The organism is Sulfitobacter sp. F26169L, assembly GCF_026410285.1.
Taxonomy (GTDB): Bacteria; Pseudomonadota; Alphaproteobacteria; order Rhodobacterales; family Rhodobacteraceae; genus Sulfitobacter.
Genome location: NZ_JAPMLP010000002.1, coordinates 63,834 through 79,885, shown reverse-complemented (window position 1 = coordinate 79,885; position 16,052 = coordinate 63,834). Strand labels below are relative to the sequence as shown.

15 protein-coding genes are annotated in these 16,052 nt (G+C 55.0%); 5 read left to right on the top strand and 10 right to left on the bottom strand.

The window, feature by feature from the left end:
• Positions 1-11: 11 nt before the first annotated feature.
• Both OS189_RS04705 and rarD read left to right on the top strand, forming a co-directional pair.
• Positions 12-2,456, top strand: coding sequence for a GcvT family protein (locus tag OS189_RS04705; RefSeq protein WP_267166137.1), 2,445 nt, complete (start codon positions 12-14; stop codon positions 2,454-2,456).
• 68 nt (positions 2,457-2,524) lie between these two features.
• Positions 2,525-3,448, top strand: a complete 924-nt coding sequence (gene rarD / locus OS189_RS04700) for an EamA family transporter RarD (RefSeq protein WP_267166136.1) — start codon at positions 2,525-2,527, stop codon at positions 3,446-3,448.
• On the opposite strand, the gene OS189_RS04695 is transcribed toward rarD, so the two are convergent.
• Positions 3,440-3,850 (bottom strand): nuclear transport factor 2 family protein, encoded by a 411-nt coding sequence (locus tag OS189_RS04695; protein ID WP_267166135.1) that lies wholly within the window; start codon positions 3,848-3,850, stop codon positions 3,440-3,442. The two genes, rarD and OS189_RS04695, sit on opposite strands and share 9 nt — an antisense overlap.
• Positions 3,851-3,924: 74 nt before the next feature.
• Here OS189_RS04695 and OS189_RS04690 point away from each other — a divergent pair, with 74 nt between their 5' ends.
• Both OS189_RS04690 and OS189_RS04685 read left to right on the top strand, forming a co-directional pair.
• A complete protein-coding gene (locus OS189_RS04690) occupies positions 3,925-4,572 on the top strand; it encodes a pseudouridine synthase (RefSeq protein WP_267166134.1) in 648 nt (215 codons plus the stop codon).
• A 478-nt stretch (positions 4,573-5,050) separates the two neighbouring features.
• The gene (locus OS189_RS04685) at positions 5,051-5,704 is read left to right on the top strand and encodes a peroxiredoxin (protein ID WP_267166133.1); all 654 of its coding nucleotides are present in this window, start codon (positions 5,051-5,053) and stop codon (positions 5,702-5,704) included.
• A 70-nt stretch (positions 5,705-5,774) separates the two neighbouring features.
• Here the strand turns inward: OS189_RS04685 and OS189_RS04680 are convergent, their stop codons facing one another.
• Both OS189_RS04680 and pnp read right to left on the bottom strand, forming a co-directional pair.
• Positions 5,775-6,284, bottom strand: a complete 510-nt coding sequence (locus OS189_RS04680) for a L,D-transpeptidase (RefSeq protein WP_267166132.1) — start codon at positions 6,282-6,284, stop codon at positions 5,775-5,777.
• 341 nt (positions 6,285-6,625) lie between these two features.
• The gene (gene pnp, locus OS189_RS04675; RefSeq protein WP_267166131.1) at positions 6,626-8,758 is read right to left on the bottom strand and encodes a polyribonucleotide nucleotidyltransferase; all 2,133 of its coding nucleotides are present in this window, start codon (positions 8,756-8,758) and stop codon (positions 6,626-6,628) included.
• 218 nt (positions 8,759-8,976) lie between these two features.
• Here pnp and OS189_RS04670 point away from each other — a divergent pair, with 218 nt between their 5' ends.
• Positions 8,977-9,948 carry a mechanosensitive ion channel family protein gene (locus tag OS189_RS04670; protein ID WP_267166130.1) on the top strand — a complete coding sequence of 324 codons (972 nt, stop codon included), beginning with the start codon at positions 8,977-8,979 and terminating at the stop codon, positions 9,946-9,948.
• Between the two features lie 36 nt (positions 9,949-9,984).
• Here the strand turns inward: OS189_RS04670 and OS189_RS04665 are convergent, their stop codons facing one another.
• The 7 genes from OS189_RS04665 to truB all read right to left on the bottom strand — a co-directional run bounded on the left by OS189_RS04665 (position 9,985) and on the right by truB (position 16,004).
• On the bottom strand, positions 9,985-10,398 hold the full coding sequence (locus OS189_RS04665) for a hypothetical protein (RefSeq protein WP_267166129.1): 414 nt from the start codon (positions 10,396-10,398) through the stop codon (positions 9,985-9,987).
• Positions 10,399-10,450: 52 nt separating this feature from the next.
• A complete protein-coding gene (locus OS189_RS04660; RefSeq protein ID WP_267166128.1) occupies positions 10,451-11,566 on the bottom strand; it encodes a serine/threonine protein kinase in 1,116 nt (371 codons plus the stop codon).
• 151 nt (positions 11,567-11,717) lie between these two features.
• A complete protein-coding gene (locus tag OS189_RS04655) occupies positions 11,718-12,302 on the bottom strand; it encodes an OmpA family protein (RefSeq protein WP_267166127.1) in 585 nt (194 codons plus the stop codon).
• Positions 12,303-12,946: 644 nt separating this feature from the next.
• Positions 12,947-13,216, bottom strand: coding sequence for a 30S ribosomal protein S15 (gene rpsO / locus OS189_RS04650; RefSeq protein WP_267166126.1), 270 nt, complete (start codon positions 13,214-13,216; stop codon positions 12,947-12,949).
• Positions 13,217-13,377: 161 nt separating this feature from the next.
• Entirely contained in the window at positions 13,378-14,454 is a 1,077-nt protein-coding gene (locus tag OS189_RS04645) for a calcium-binding protein (protein WP_267166125.1), read from the bottom strand.
• Between the two features lie 115 nt (positions 14,455-14,569).
• On the bottom strand, positions 14,570-15,076 hold the full coding sequence (locus OS189_RS04640; protein WP_267166124.1) for a DUF1643 domain-containing protein: 507 nt from the start codon (positions 15,074-15,076) through the stop codon (positions 14,570-14,572).
• Positions 15,077-15,092: 16 nt separating this feature from the next.
• Positions 15,093-16,004 (bottom strand): tRNA pseudouridine(55) synthase TruB, encoded by a 912-nt coding sequence (gene truB / locus OS189_RS04635; RefSeq protein ID WP_267166123.1) that lies wholly within the window; start codon positions 16,002-16,004, stop codon positions 15,093-15,095.
• Positions 16,005-16,052: the final 48 nt, after the last annotated feature.

The window sequence follows — 16,052 nt, the reverse complement described above, 5'->3', positions numbered from 1 at the left end:
AAGGCAAAGCCATGGCTGATGTTCCCTCCCACGCGCGCGTTGTCATCATCGGTGGCGGCGTTATCGGTTGCTCTGTGGCTTATCACCTGACCAAATTGGGTTGGAAAGACGTGGTGCTTCTGGAGCGTAAGCAGCTCACCTCCGGTACCACATGGCACGCGGCTGGCCTGATTGCGCAACTGCGTGCAACCAAGAACATGACCAAGCTCGCGAAGTATTCCCAAGAACTTTATGGCAATCTGGAAGCGGAAACAGGTGTTGCAACTGGTTTCAAACGCTGTGGTTCAATTACTGTCGCACTAACGGATGAACGGCGCGAAGAGATCTTCCGCCAAGCTGCCATGGCACGTGCTTTCGGTGTCGATGTCGAGGAAATATCACCTACCGAGGTGCTGAGACGGTATGAGCATCTGAACATCGAAGGTGTGACAGGCGCCGTCTATCTGGACAAGGACGGGCAGGGCGACCCCGCAAATATTGCGTTGGCGTTGGCCAAAGGCGCGCGGCAACGCGGCGCAAAAGTGATCGAGCGTACGGCGGTGACCGCCATCGCAAAAGAAGGCCGCCGCGTGACGGGTGTTGAGTGGCAACAGGGCGAGGTCACAGGCCAGATCAAGGCTGACATGATTGTAAACTGCGCGGGCATGTGGGGGCACGAAGTGGGGCGCATGGCTGGCACAAATGTTCCGCTGCATGCCTGTGAACACTTCTACATCGTGACCGAAGCAATCCCTGGTTTGACGCAATTGCCTGTGCTGCGGGTGCCTGATGAATGTGCGTACTACAAAGAAGACGCTGGCAAGATGTTGCTTGGTGCGTTTGAACCGAACGCAAAACCGTGGGCGATGGATGGCATCCCCGCAGATTTTGAATTTGACCAACTTCCCGAAGACTTTGATCATTTCGAACCGATCCTGGAAGCCGCAGTTACGCGTCTGCCGATGTTGGCCGATGCCGGTATTCATACGTTCTTTAACGGTCCTGAATCGTTCACGCCCGATGATGCTTACCACCTAGGTCTGGCTCCCGAGATGGACAATGTATGGGTTGCGGCGGGGTTCAACTCTATCGGAATCCAGTCTGCTGGCGGCGCTGGTATGGCGCTGGCACAGTGGATGGACGAGGGGCAAAAGCCGTTTGACTTGGGTGACGTGGACATTAGCCGTATGCAGCCGTTCCAAGGCAATAAAACCTACCTGTTCGAGCGGTCCAAAGAAACGCTGGGCCTGCTCTATGCGGATCACTATCCGTTCCGCCAGAAGGCAACCGCACGTGGAATACGCCGAACACCTTTCCATCACCATTTGCAAGAGCGTGGTGCAGTGATGGGAGAGCTTGCCGGCTGGGAGCGGGCAAACTGGTTTGCCCGTGAGGGGCAAGAGCGTGAATACCGCTATAGCTGGCAGCGGCAGAATTTTTTCGGCAACGTCGCTGAAGAGCATCTGGCCGTTCGAACAAACGTGGGGATGTACGATATGTCCTCATTCGGTAAAATTCGCGTAGAGGGCCGCGATGCCGAAGCGTATCTGAACTACCTTGGCAGCGGAGATTATTCGGTTCCAGTAGGAAAAATCGTTTATACCCAGTTCCTGAACCATCGCGGCGGGATAGAGGCGGATGTGACGGTGACCCGCCTGTCGGAGACCGCCTATCTGGTGGTTACCCCTGCCGCGACCCGCCTGGCAGATGAAACATGGATGCGCCGCAATCAGGGTGATTTCAATGTGGTCATCACCGATGTAACAGCAGGCGAAGGTGTGTTGGCCGTCATGGGCCCGCGTGCGCGCGATCTGTTGCAGGCGGTGTCACCCAACGATTTCACCAATGCAGTAAACCCGTTTGGTACAGCGCAGCTAATCGACATCGGCATGGGGCAGGCCCGTGTTCATCGCGTTACCTACGTGGGTGAACTGGGTTGGGAAGTTTACGTCGGTGCCGATCAGGCAGCGCATGTGTTCGAGACGCTGGCAGAAGCAGGACAGGATTTTGACCTGAAATTATGTGGTATGCACATGATGGACAGTTGCCGGATCGAAAAAGGGTTCCGCCACTTTGGCCATGATATCACCTCCGAAGATCATGTGCTGGAGGCGGGGCTGGGCTTTGCCGTGAAAACATCCAAACCAGCGTTCATCGGGCGCGACGCGGTGCTGGACAAGAAAGAGGCAGGGCTGGACATGCGGATGGTTCAATTCAAGCTCACCGACCCCGAGCCGTTGCTATACCATAATGAGCCCGTGTTGCGGGATGGCGAGATTGTGGGTTTCCTCACCTCCGGGGCATACGGCCACCATCTGGGGGCGGCCATGGGCATGGGATATGTACCTTGCGCGGGTGAAAAGCCTGCGGAGGTGCTGGCCTCCACCTACGAGATTGATGTGATGGGGGCACGGGTAAAGGCCGAAGCCTCGCTTAAGCCGATGTATGATCCGGCGTCAGAGCGAGTGAAGGTGTAACGGGTACAATCTTAGCTCTTTAAGGAGCGTGCAACTTGTCCTACCCCTGCGCGGGTAGGAGAATTTTCATGCGAAATCCGGACGCTGGCACACCAACAACAAATCAGGACACCCCGCAGGGCTTGTTTTTTGCAGGCAGCGCATATTTTCTGTGGGGCTTCCTGCCACTTTACATGAAAATGCTCAGCCATATGCCAACGGCAGAGGTTATTGCACATCGCGTCATCTGGTCAGTTCCGGTCGCGGCCGTGGTGCTGATCTGGCTCGGTCGTACAGCAACCCTGCGCGAGGCATTTCGCAATCCGCGTATGCTGGCCATGGGCTGCGTAACGGCTACGCTGATCTCGCTGAACTGGGGAATATACGTGTATGCAATCACCTCGGGCCACGCTTTGGATGCCGCTATCGGATACTACATCAACCCGCTGTTCAGCATTTTTCTCGCCGCTTTGTTGCTGGGCGAAAGGCTGAACCGCGCGCAATGGGTTGCGGTCGCCGTGGCTGGTGTGGCGGTGCTGGTGCTGGTGCTGGATGCCGAGCGTACACCGTGGCTGGCCTTCGGCATGATGCTGACATGGGGCTTTTACGCGCTCGCGAAAAAGAGCCTGCCCATCGGTCCCAATCAGGGCTTTCTGATGGAGGTGCTGATCCTGCTGCCTCCTGCGTTGGCCTATGCAGTTTACATGGGCAATATAGGCGGGGCGCATTTCATGGCGGGTAATGCGCGTGATACTTGGTTACTTCTGGGGTGCGGCGTTGCGACTGCCGTGCCGCTGTTGTTTTACGCAAACGGTGCAAAGCTGTTGCGCCTGTCCACGATTGGTATCATGCAATACATCGCCCCAACGATGATACTGCTGAATGCCGTGTTCATTTTTGGAGAGCCTTTCGGTCGCGCGCGCGCGATTGCATTGCCACTGATCTGGTTGGCCCTGATAATTTATACCGTCTCAATGGTGCGCCAGATGCGGACAAAACGAGTGTTAGCTTAGCGCGGATTTGTGCTTTAGAAACGCTGGATCCTTTGAAACACGCTCGTTCATAGCGGCGCGCAAAGCGCCAATCGTTTTATACGGGCGCATCACGACCTCGAAATTTTGCATCAACCCGTCGTCGTTAAGGGTGATCAGATCAACGCCGACACAATCAAGACCGTCAACCTTGCATTGAAACTCCAATGCCCAGTCGCTGTCCGAGCCCATCACGCGACGGTACTCAAAATCGGTAAACACTTCGTTCACGTGCGCTAGAACGGCAGCAACAGCATCGCGGCCATTCCATGTCGCCCAATATGTGGGTGGCCGGAATTTGACGTCATCGGCCATAAGCGCAGGTACGCCGCTGTGATCATTGGCTAGAACGAGGTCGTGAAATTTTTGAATTGTAGGATGCATTTTGGTTCTCCGTTTGTGAAAGCTTGCCACGGCATGGGTTGAAAACCCACCCCACACATGGGACTGAAGCGTTTATGGACGCAACGTATTCTCCACCGACAGACCCGTTGAAGGTGCTGCACCTCGATCACGAAGTGATCTTGGTAGATAAACCCGCAGGCTTGCTCTCAGTGCCCGGGAAAGGGTCAGAACTGGGCGATTGTCTTCTGGCCCGCGTGCAGGCTGCTTTTCCCGATGCTCTGCTGGTTCATCGTCTGGACCGCGACACATCAGGTGTGATGATCTTTGCGATGACACGTCACGCACAAAGACATCTGGGCCTGCAATTCGAAAAACGCATGACAAAGAAAACATATGTGGCCCGTGTTTGGGGTATCCCAGCGCAGAAGACAGGAACGGTAGATCTGCCGCTGATCGTGGATTGGCCAAACCGTCCGCGTCAGATGGTGTGTCTTGAAACCGGCAAGCCCGCTCAAACAGATTGGCGTGTCATCAAAGCCGAAGTAAACACAGCCCGCGTGAGGTTAACGCCACACACTGGGAGAAGCCATCAGCTACGCGTTCACATGCTCAGCCTAGGCCACCCAATTCTTGGGGACCCGTTTTATGCCCATGAACTTGCACGTGATTACCCACGCATGATGCTACATTCCGAAGAACTCCGCTTCAAACATCCCGACGGGGGCCAGTCCACCAAGATCCGCAGCAAAGCGCCATTTTGATACGTCAGGCGCGCTGCGGTGACAGTGGTAAAGCGTTTCTGGGAAATAGCGAAAACCCAGAATATTACGACCACTTAGCTCTCATCGCTCAATTGACGAGATGTGGAAAATTGGTGAGCGGCCCCATGAAATATAAGAAGACTCCGCCCCGCGCGACGGTTGAATTCTTCCGCAAATCAAATTTCTGAGATCACCCATCCCTTTTTGTCAAAATCACCATGCAGCGTGTTTTCACACTGCAGGATCTCGGCGACGGTGTAACGGCCGCAATCGCCGAGGATCACTCTGAGAATGTGTGTTCATTCTAGTTGGTTGCCTACAACTTTCTTTGGGTGGCGGTGAAACAGTAACATTTGATCCTTCGAATGTAGCGGCTAGGATGGTGTGTCATTGCGCCGCGATACCTGAGAGATGGTATGGAATTCAGGGCGCGAATAGTTAAGTAGGTCTTGGCAAACATAACAATGGAGTAAATAAAATGAGCTTGCGCATCAATGAAACGATCCCAGATCTGAAGGTCGAAACCGATCAGGGAACATTCACTCTTCATGAATTTGTTGGCGACAGCTGGGCTATCCTGTTTTCCCACCCCAAAGATTTTACCCCTGTTTGCACAACAGAGTTTGGCGCAGTCGCTCAACTGGCTGAAGAATGGGAAAAACGTGGCACCAAGGTGATTGGCGTGTCTGTCGATGGTGTTGAAGACCATAAAAAGTGGAAAGGCGATATTGAAGCGGTTGCGGAGGCGAAGGCCGGATTCCCGATCATCGCGGATGAAGATCTCGAGCTGTCCAAAGCGTTCAATATGCTGCCAGCAGAAGCTTATCTGCCCGACGGCCGCACGCCAGCGGATAGCGCGACGGTGCGCTCCGTATTTATTATCGGGCCGGACAAGCAGCTTAAACTGTCAATGACTTACCCAATGACCGTCGGGCGTAACTTTGCCGAGGTGCTGCGTGCGCTGGACGGATTGCAGACGTCAACCAAGCAGGGGGTAGCAACGCCGGCAAACTGGAATGTTGGCGATGATGTCATCATCCCGACCAGCGTATCCGATGAGGATGCCACAGCGAAATTCGGCGAGTTCAAGACTGTTCTTCCATACCTGCGGACAACCAAGCTTCCTGCTTAAGTTATCGCTCCCCTTAAAAGCAAAATGCCCCGCTGTTATGGCGGGGCATTTTTTACATAAGTACCGGGACTTAGTGCAAAACCACGCGGGTACCATTTGGTACGCGGTCATACAAATCAATCACATGCGCGTTGATCATGCGCACGCAACCGTTGGACACGCGGGCTGCTACTGTCTGCGGTTTAGGCGTGCCGTGGATACGCAGATAGGTGTCGCGATCGCCGCGATAGAGATACAGCGCTCTGGCACCCAGAGGGTTCATGCCGCCGCCTTTCATGCCAGAAGCATGTTTGGCGTAGATATGAGGCTCCCGCCGTATCATCGCCTTAGTTGGTGTCCAACTTGGCCATTCAGCTTTGCGGCGAATACGGAATGTTCCGGACTTATAGCGTCCGGCAGTACCAATGCCGACGGAATAGCGGATCGCTTTTCCATCAGGCAGGGTCCAGTACAAAGCAAATTGTCCTGGATCTACGTGGATCTCATTCGGGCGAAACCGATCGCGGATGTCGACAATCCGCGGCTGCAGGTGGTTTGGAACCTGATAGGTACTTGTTGCTGAAAATGCAGGGCCAGCCATGGTTGCGGCGGCACCAGTCAGTAAAAGGGTCCGGCGATCTATTAGTGACATGGCAGTGTCTCCAATTAAATGTGATTCTACAAAACAATGTTTATGGTAATGGAAAGGTTCCGAAATAGTGAGTCCGGTTAACCTTACCCGACTGTTTATTCCGTAGCGCTCTAGTAGGTTCAGGTCGGCAATAAATTGAAGGGTGATTGCAAAATTACAAGAAGCTTCAAAAGCTTCGTACCCCTACAGTGGGGGCGTTACAGCCGATTTTTCTGACCTATTATCAGAAAACGAAAAAAGGGCCCCTATGTTTCCATAGGAGCCCCGCAGTGTTCAGATATTAAACAGAGTTATTCTTCTGCTTTTTCTTCCTTAATTTCTTCACCAGTTTCCTGATCGACCACTTTCATGGACAGACGGACCTTGCCGCGATCGTCAAAGCCCAAAAGCTTCACTTTCACTTCCTGACCTTCTTTCAGAACATCGGAAGGATGGTTCAGGCGGCGGTTTTCGATCTGGGATACATGCACCAGACCGTCGCGCTTGCCAAAGAAGTTCACGAAGGCACCGAAGTCGACGATTTTGACAACCGTTCCGGTGTAAACCATGCCTTCTTCCGGCTCGGCTACGATGGAGTGGATCATGTCGTAGGCTTTTTTGATCGAGTCGCCGTTGGGCGATGCGATCTTGATGATGCCTTCGTCGTTGATATCTACCTTAGCGCCGGATACTTCGACGATTTCGCGGATGACCTTACCACCGGAACCGATGACTTCGCGGATCTTATCCGTTGGGATCTGCATGGTTTCGATGCGTGGCGCGTGAACAGAGAACTCCTGCGCGCCGGTGATGGCCTTCGCCATTTCGCCCAAAATATGCAAACGGCCAGCCTTGGCCTGAGCCAGTGCTTTTTCCATGATTTCGGGCGTGATGCCAGCGACTTTGATGTCCATCTGCAAGGAGGTGATACCCGCTTCGGTACCCGCAACCTTGAAGTCCATATCGCCGAGGTGATCTTCGTCACCCAGAATATCGGACAGGATCGCGTAGGAGCCGTCCTCTTCGAGGATCAGACCCATGGCAACACCTGCAACGGCGGATTTAAGCGGTACGCCCGCATCCATCATCGACAGGGAGCCACCACAAACGGACGCCATGGAGGAGGAGCCGTTGGATTCAGTGATCTCCGACACCAGACGAATGGTGTAAGGGAAGTCTGTCGCGGCAGGCAGAACGGCCTGAAGGGCGCGCCATGCAAGTTTGCCGTGACCGATTTCGCGGCGACCTGGAGGGCCCACACGACCGACTTCACCAACCGAGTAGGGGGGGAAGTTGTAGTGCAGCAGGAAGTTCGATTTGAAGTTTCCGTGCAGCGCGTCGATGAACTGCTCGTCGTCGCCGGTGCCCAGCGTGGTCACAACCAGACCTTGCGTTTCGCCGCGTGTGAACAGGGCAGAGCCGTGCGTGCGGGGCAGGATGCCGGTTTCGGACACGATGTCGCGAATTTCGTCGGTTTTGCGACCATCGATACGCTTGCCGGTCTTCACCACGTCACCGCGCAGGATCGACGCTTCAAGGCCTTTGATCGCGGAGCCGAGGTTTGCATCTTCTAGCTGTTCTTCGTTCAGCGCTGCCATGATGGTTTCACGGGCGGCAGCCACAGCGGCGGTACGCTCTTGCTTGTCACCGATGGCAAATGCCTTGCGCATTTCTTCTTCGCCCGCTTTCTTTACGGCGGCGGACAATTCGGAATAATCGACTGGCTGGAAATCAAACGGCTCTTTCGCGGCGGTTTCTGCAAGATCGATGATCAGGTCGATGACCGGCTGGATCTGCTCATGCGCAAATTTCACCGCACCCAGCATTTCTTCTTCCGAAAGTTCGTATGCTTCGGATTCAACCATCATCACGGCATCTTTTGTACCGGCAACAACCAGATCAAGACGCTGATCGGGGTTCAGGCGCAGGTCCTGCATATCGTCGATTTCGGGGTTCAGGATGTATTCGCCACCCTCAAAGCCCACGCGGCAGGCGGCAATCGGGCCCATAAACGGCGCGCCGGAAATGGTCAGCGCAGCAGAGGCAGCGATCATCGCAACCATGTCGGGATCGTTCACCAGATCGTGGCTCAGAACAGTACACATCACCAGAACTTCGTTCTTGAAGCCGGGAACGAACAGCGGACGGATCGGACGGTCAATCAGACGGCTTGTCAGTGTTTCTTTTTCGGTGGGGCGTGCTTCGCGCTTGAAAAAACCACCGGGGATTTTACCCGCAGCGTAATATTTCTCGTTGTAGTGGACAGTCAGCGGGAAAAAGTCCTGACCGGGCTTTTGCTTGCGTGCGAACGTTACGTTCGCCATCACGGATGTCTCGCCGTATGTGGCGATGACGGAACCGTCGGCTTGGCGCGCAACTTTCCCTGTTTCCAGTGTCAGCGTTTCTTCGCCCCACTGCATGGATTTCTTAACTTCGTTAAACATCATCGTTTCCTTGTTGGCTCATTAGCCATTGCATAGAGGGCGTATTCCCTCTGACCCCTGTTTTGTAACGCTTGCATCAGGGTCCGAATGCAGGCGCATCGATGATCGGCGTGTACAGGAAGTGAGCGGAGATGGGAAGGGAATGCACAAGACATAGGCAATCGCGGAACCAATCACTGTTTTGACGGGTTGGTTCCAAAATTTTACAAGGAATCCCGATGGAAGAAGTCGACGCAAACCCCGGGCTTATATTCGACAAAATTGACACGTGGTTAGACGGTTTGTTCAAACTGTTACCCAACTTCGCGGTGGCAGTCGTCGTCGTTATAATCTTCTGGTTTTTGGCCAAAGGCATCGGAGCATTGATCCGGCGCAGCGCCAAATCACGGGGCCGTGGCAGTTTGGGTGATGTCGGCGGATCGCTGGTACGTTGGACAGTTACAATCATCGGTATCATGCTGGCAGTTACGATTGTAGCCCCGACGATTTCGCCCGGTGATTTGATATCCGGCCTGGGCATCAGTTCCGTTGCAATAGGTTTTGCCTTCAAGGATATTCTGCAAAACATGCTTGCCGGTGTTCTGATTCTTTTGCGCCAGCCATTTGAAGTGGGTGATCAGATCGTGTCTGGCGGGCACGAGGGAACGGTGGAAAAGATTGAAACCCGTGCAACGCTAATAAAAACATACGATGGGCGCCGTGTCGTCATACCCAACTCGGATATCTACACAGACAGCGTCGTTGTGAACACAGCGTTTGATGTGCGTCGTTCGCAATACGATATCGGCATCGGCTGTAACGATGACTGGGACGCAGCACGCAAGATTATGGAGGAGGCCTGTGCGGGCGTCGAGGGGGTGATAGGTGATCCAGCCCCGGAGACCATTCCTGTCGAACTCGGTGATTTTGCGAATGTCGTCCGCTTGCGCTGGTGGACCAAATCGGATCGTGCAAGCCAGATCCATACATTCGGGCGCGTGCTGCAAGAGGTGTACAAAGCCTTGGATCAAGAAGGCATCGATATGCCGTATCCAACGCAGGTTCACCTGTTCCATGACCAGACCGAAGAAGTCGACGGTGATCGTGCGAAACAACGCGAAGGTTGGCCTGCAGGCCAGGGCGAAGTGCCAAGGCCGGCCCGCGAAAAAGACCGCGAGAGCGCTAGGGAAAAGAAATCGGTATCTGACTGAAAGAAGAGCTAGAGCGCGACTTCTTCGGTTAGCTGTTCACGACATATTCAGAGCTTCGTGCGCATCGCTCAGCACTTCGACCAGCCCACCCAAGAACTTATCTGCTGTTACATCAACCAACGCCTTGCCCTCTTCATCCTGTAATGTGAACGGGGCGGGCTCGATCTTTTCCAGCTCTCGCAGGCTCTTGCCGCCGCCGTGTTTCAGCACATTCGCCGCGAGGTAGTAGTGGTAGACAGTCTGGGCGAGGTCGGTACGCCCGTCCGCCGCCAGTTTGTTGCGAAGTTTCACAAAAAACGGGCCGCGGGCAAAGTGGTGTTGCAGGCGCGCCTCGAAGGCCGAAACGGTCTCGACCACCATCGTCTCGATTTCCGCTACATCGGCGTCCGGGTTATCAGCCACGGCTTGGGCATTGGCGAGAAGTTGGGCGACGTCGGGGGTGTCAGTCATGGCATGGTCCTTTGGGATAAGAGTTCACGCCATCACTGCGCTTCAGATTTTCTTACTTGCTCAGGCTCGGGAAGTAATCCTCGCATTTGCCCTCTCGGTACACATCCGCCGTGCAGCAGTGCAATCCGCCGCCAAAGGCGTAGGCATCACGGAGCTCGACTTCGACCACCTCCATGCCCAGCTTGTCCATCTGCTCGGCCTGATTAACCTCGGACTTCTCGACGCAGACGGTTTTGGGGTCCAGCACCAGCACATTCATGCTCAGCCATGTTGAGGAATAGCACAATGGCGGTGGTGTGTTGTGGGCCGGGCTTGCGGCATCGACAATTTCCCAATCGTTATCGTTATACATCTTGCGCTGCTCTTCAGGCAGGCGGCGGTGCGGATTGTTCAGGATCAATCCCGGGCGCAACGGCGTGAAGGTCGCGTCGATGTGGATGGGGTAGGGATCACCGGGAAAGTTGACTGTGTGTACGCGGTGGTCGGGGAAGTGACGGCGCAGCCACTCGATACCTTTGAGATTTGTTGTAAAGCCGTGCTGCACAACAAGATCCTTGCCAAAGCGCAAAACATCGGCGGCATCAAACAGAGGCTCTTCTTCGGTGGTGACAAAGAATTTTTTGGCTGCCCATTCAAGGCGCTTGGCGTCACCGATTTTGTCGCTCAGATAGTCGGGGTGATAATCTGCATCCGTCAGGCGCGGCTTGGGCGCGCTCTCATGGCGAAAGTTGGGGTCTTCGTCAAAATACTTCTGCATCAAGGGGCGGTAATTTAGATATTCGAACCAGCGACAGCGATAAGACATCGTTGCTTCCAGCATCTCGCTGCCAACGGTCAACAGAACATCACGCGGGGGCATGCAGCCGAACTGCGATTCCGTGTGGAAATCCGGTGTCGTGACAGGCTTGGAGTGATCAATGCTGGTGGGGCGATCCACGCGGACGCCACGTTTTTCCAGCATGGAAGCAAAATTATCGAGCAACTCGTTCGCGCGATCAATTGTTTCCTGTGGGCGGCGGCCCCATTGGCCACGCATATCGCTGTCTTCGGGCACCTTCGCATCCAGCGCGGGTTCTTCTGGCGGAATATGGCAATCATCGGCGCGGCCAACGATAACATGCTTGAGCGGATCCCACTCGTTCCAGCTGTTGACGATTGTTTTGGACATGGGGTCGCCTCCGTAAAATAATTCAGGCAAGGCTTAGGCGGAAAAGTCAGGCGGCGCAAAGAAAAAGAGCAGGCGTTGCAGTCTGCTCCGGTGTGGATAGCTTAACAGGTGTCAGGCTTTGGCCAAAACCTTCGCTTGGTTCTGCCATTTGTCACGCGCCCCAGCGTGCATTCCGCTCAAAGGATATCCGGCGGCTTTGCGCGCGCCCTGCGGCGGTTGAGTTGTCACCAACAGGTTGCGCTTCGCCAAATCCGACAGGATTAAGCGCTGATTTCGGCACGCCCCGCTCCTCCATGAAATCGGCAACGGCCAGGGCGCGGCCTTCGCTGAGCATCTGGTTGTCTTCGTCAGAACCCTGGCTGGCCGTATGCCCGCCAATCGCTACTGCAAGACCGCTATCGGCGCAGGCCAGCGCAATGCCTGTCAGATGTTCCATCGTCTCGACAGAGCCGCGTTTGATCCGCGCTGTACCACTTGAAAAGTTGATCTGCGCATTTTCCGGAATCTTGCCAGCCTGCGCGCCACAGCTTTCAGCGACTTGCGCGGATGTAACCGGCTCACCTGTGCGCGGTGATGCGGTCGCGGTTTTTTGCAGATTGGTAAGGGTTGCGTCACGCTCACCAATTCTTGTTGTCAGGTTCTTGATCCGACCGGAGAAGGTCTGCGTTTGGCAGCGTTCATCGACATTGCCGGTTGCCGCACCCGATAACGTAAAGCTGTCGGGTGTTTCCTTCATCGCGTCGACAACCTCGCCTTCTGCCCTGTTTTCCGTAGCGGCAAGCCATGCCTCGTGCTGTGCTTCTGACAGAACAGCGCCCGACAGTGTAATGCGGGAAACGGATTTAACGGCGTTAAAAAATGGAATTGCCCGACAGCAACGTCAGCCCGTCAATTGGCTGCAGTGCGCCATATGTTGTATCTGCAACGTCAAGATACTCGGTTTCAGTTGCTTAAACACCGACAACACCGCTTAGCGGTATTTGGCGAGCATCCACACCGATGTTAACACTTTCGGCGATTGCTTTTTCCGGGTCATTAGTGAATCGCTCAGTTATATCGGCTTCAATGTCTTCTGATTTGTATCAAAGCGCGGAATAGACTGTGAGCACCGTCGCGAATAGTGCGCCGACAATAAATAGTGGCCTCATTGGTTCCCTCCAGTTTGTTGGAGTTCCCTGTGCTATGAATTGTTTTGGTGAAAAGGTGAAGATTTAGCCTAAGGTGCCAACATTTTGAATAAAAACCCCTTGTGAAGCCAAATGTCGTGAAAATGAAAAAAACCGCGCCGTTCTATAAAAACGGCGCGGTTTCATTGGAGAACGCAGCAGGCTATTGCAGCTAGCCGGACTTTCCTGAAAACTTTCTTGACAGAACTTGCGCTTAGCGGCGCAGGCCCAGACGTTTGATCAAGTCCTGATAGCGTGCTTCGTCTTTGGACTTAACGTAGTCCAGAAGCTTCCGGCGTGTTGCGACCATTTTCAACAGACCACGACGGCCATGGTTGTCTTTTTTGTGTGTTTTGAAGTGCTCTGTCAGCGTCGCAATCCGCGAGCTGAGCACAGCAACCTGTACTTCAGGGGAACCGGTATCGCCTTCTTTGGCGCCGAATTCTTTCATTACACGTGTTTTTTCTTCTTTGGTAATCGACATCGGGGTCTCCTTGTAAAAAGGTTAAAGGGATGGCACAGGCCGGGATGTCGTCCAGCACAGGCCCATGGAGGAATCGCAAGCGATGTCGGCGTATAGGCGGGATCGCAGCGATTAGCAAAGGGTTATTGCGTAATGCTGTTTCCACCTGCGTTTAAGGAGGGTTATGCTGTCGCCAGACCAAACAGTGCGGCGGTGCTTAGCGGTATCAAGGCGACGTCGTCAGGTTCCAGATTCGTGCCGTTTACGACTGCAATGATTTCACCGTTCATCCTTACCAGTGTTTGGTTTTCCATGTCCGGATCAGCGGATAGGGTTATCAAAGGTTCTGCGCCATTTTCGGCGGTGTCGTCCCAGACCAGAACAATGCTGTCCTCGGCGACTGCGTAATCCATGATTTGAACCGCTTCTCCTCCTGACAGCCAGTCGCCGAGAGCGATTTCGTCAGATCCTTCGCCTGACGTGACCACATCACCGGCACCGGCAAGGATACTATCATCACCGCCACCGCCATTGAGAAAATCGGCGCTGTCGTCATCACCGCCTGCGGCGTTGCGCATCAGACCGTTCAACACATCGTTCCCCCAGCCGCCAAACAATACGTCAGCGCCCGCGCCGCCGGTCAGGGTGTCGTTATCCAGACCGCCGTGCAGGGTATCATCGTCGGCCCCGCCATCCAGAACATCATTCCCTGCCGAGCCTTGAAGTGCATCCGCGCCTGCATCACCAAAAAGCGTATCATCGGCGTTGTGACCAAACAGGATGTCGTCATCCGCGCCGCCGTGCATAAGGTCGCCGCCATCGTGGCCATGCAATGTATCGCGTCCCTCGTCCCCGGCGAGGGTGTCTTCACCGGCATCGCCGCGCAGTTCATCATTGCCCGCACCGCCGTTCAGGGCGTCGGCCCCGCCGTTTCCGCGCAACCGATCGTTTCCGTCATCCCCGGTAATGTTATCATCCCCGTCCGAACCCTCGGCTAGCGTGACCGCGTCATCACCGGATGGATCGAGAGGCGGGAGTAGGGCAGCGTCATCACCGCCGCGCGGGTCATATTCAGTATCGAAATTGTCTTCGGGGGGCGGTGATGCGCTTGCAACGATATTGCTTTCGGCTGGGTCGGGGGTGGGTGGCGGCGCCGCCGGATCAATATAATCCTCATCGTCATTCGCGACGGTTTGCGGATCGACGAAAGCCACCGCACCCACGGCCATAAGTCCCATTAATCCTGCCAGCCATAACATCTTGATTGTTCCACTATTACTTTGGCGCCCGTCTATACGTCATAAACACAGATTTTCCCCGAATCGTCAAAACTGTACGTGACACAAGGTTAACGCGCCGTAAGTGCCATCCGGTCTATGACCAAAGTACAGGTTGCGCGCTATAGGGCAGGTAGAGCGGATGGCGCGGATGCCCTGCTTTTGTCAGTCCCAGATGGAACAGCGGGTACCCTGCGGCGCGCAAACGGGCCGCCACCTCTGGCCCCTGATTGCGATGGGCGCCGTGTACACCCCACGCCGCAATAACGGTGTTCGCCCATTTCGTGGCTTCTTCAAGAGCTTGCATATTATCAGCGCCTTCGGGGTCCTCTGCGGCGCGCATATCGCGCGGATCGGTCGCGCGCAGGCCAAAGATGTTGACCGCCCGAAACCCGCCAAACCCCAACCGCCGCGCGCGTTGTTCGCATCGCTCGATCGTCGGATCATTCTGGATTTCCGTTGCTGTTGACGGGTTCAGCATGACAAAAGCGACCCGCGGCGCGTCTTCGTCCCAGACGCGAGTCAGACTATAACGGTACCGCTCGCAATCGGAATAAACAGCCGTGGAGGGCGCGTCGCCTTTAATATGTGTGCGGGTAATCATGTGCGTGATCCGCGCGCTATTCCGGCTTGTTAAAGACGCGGGAGGGATGCAATTCGCCTGCCTTGAAAATGCCCACGGCGATGGCCGATCCCTCGTGCGAGGCCCAGCATTCATCGCCGTATTCCACATCGTTTGCAAAAACCATTCCGGGGTTGCCGTTGCGCAGCCGGACAGCCCCTTCACCGCTGGCGGTAACCTCGGGTAATTCTTGCAGGCCCATTTCCAGCGGACCAAGATAAGCGTCAAGTTCCGGCGTTTTTGCCATTTCCTCAATCTGCGCCAGCGTGATGGCGTTATCTACGTCAAACGGGCCTGACCATGTGCGGCGCAATTCACGCACGTGGCCTTTGCAGCCCAGGGTTTCGCCCAGATCCCGCGCGATAGAGCGCACGTAGCCCCCTTTGCCGCAGACCATCTCCAGCGTGACGTGATCTGCATCGGGCCGCTCAAGCATAATAAGGCTATCTACATAAAGCGGCCGCGCTGCGATTTCCATCGTTTCCCCGTCACGGGCGCGCTTGTATGCGCGCTCCCCGTCTATCTTTACGGCAGAGAATTGCGGCGGCACCTGTTCGATATCCCCCACAAATGCATTCAGCGCTTCCTTGATTGTGGCATCGTCGGGGCGCAGATCGGTTGTGGCAATAACCTGGCCCTCTGCATCGTCGGTGTTGGTGGCAACGCCAAGCCGGACGGTGAAGACATATGCTTTCAGTGCGTCGGTAATAAATGGCACGGTTTTGGTCGCTTCGCCCAAGGCAATAGCCAGAACGCCTGTTGCATCAGGGTCCAACGTGCCTGCATGCCCAGCCTTGCGCGCATCGAACGCCCAACGCACTTTGTTGACAACTGCGGTAGAGGTAGGCCCAGCGGGTTTGTCGATCACGACCCAGCCGGAAATATCGCGCCCTTTGCGTTTGCGTGCCATGTGCTGTCCTTAGCGTAATTTTGGAATTGCGGTATGCTTGCGCGCCGT

Excerpts from the sequence above, each read along its gene's own strand:
- OS189_RS04645 (WP_267166125.1), bottom strand. The coding sequence starts at position 14,454 with ATGTTATGGCTGGCAGGATTAATGGGACTTATGGCCGTGGGTGCGGTG.
- OS189_RS04640 (WP_267166124.1), bottom strand. The coding sequence starts at position 15,076 with ATGATTACCCGCACACATATTAAAGGCGACGCGCCCTCCACGGCTGTT.
- OS189_RS04695 (WP_267166135.1), bottom strand. The coding sequence starts at position 3,850 with ATGCATCCTACAATTCAAAAATTTCACGACCTCGTTCTAGCCAATGAT.
- rarD (WP_267166136.1), top strand. The coding sequence starts at position 2,525 with ATGCGAAATCCGGACGCTGGCACACCAACAACAAATCAGGACACCCCG.
- OS189_RS04670 (WP_267166130.1), top strand. The coding sequence starts at position 8,977 with ATGGAAGAAGTCGACGCAAACCCCGGGCTTATATTCGACAAAATTGAC.
- OS189_RS04655 (WP_267166127.1), bottom strand. The coding sequence starts at position 12,302 with ATGAAGGAAACACCCGACAGCTTTACGTTATCGGGTGCGGCAACCGGC.
- OS189_RS04665 (WP_267166129.1), bottom strand. The coding sequence starts at position 10,398 with ATGACTGACACCCCCGACGTCGCCCAACTTCTCGCCAATGCCCAAGCC.
- OS189_RS04705 (WP_267166137.1), top strand. The coding sequence starts at position 12 with ATGGCTGATGTTCCCTCCCACGCGCGCGTTGTCATCATCGGTGGCGGC.
- OS189_RS04685 (WP_267166133.1), top strand. The coding sequence starts at position 5,051 with ATGAGCTTGCGCATCAATGAAACGATCCCAGATCTGAAGGTCGAAACC.
- OS189_RS04690 (WP_267166134.1), top strand. The coding sequence starts at position 3,925 with ATGGACGCAACGTATTCTCCACCGACAGACCCGTTGAAGGTGCTGCAC.
- rpsO (WP_267166126.1), bottom strand. The coding sequence starts at position 13,216 with ATGTCGATTACCAAAGAAGAAAAAACACGTGTAATGAAAGAATTCGGC.
- OS189_RS04660 (WP_267166128.1), bottom strand. The coding sequence starts at position 11,566 with ATGTCCAAAACAATCGTCAACAGCTGGAACGAGTGGGATCCGCTCAAG.
- pnp (WP_267166131.1), bottom strand. The coding sequence starts at position 8,758 with ATGTTTAACGAAGTTAAGAAATCCATGCAGTGGGGCGAAGAAACGCTG.
- OS189_RS04680 (WP_267166132.1), bottom strand. The coding sequence starts at position 6,284 with ATGGCTGGCCCTGCATTTTCAGCAACAAGTACCTATCAGGTTCCAAAC.
- truB (WP_267166123.1), bottom strand. The coding sequence starts at position 16,004 with ATGGCACGCAAACGCAAAGGGCGCGATATTTCCGGCTGGGTCGTGATC.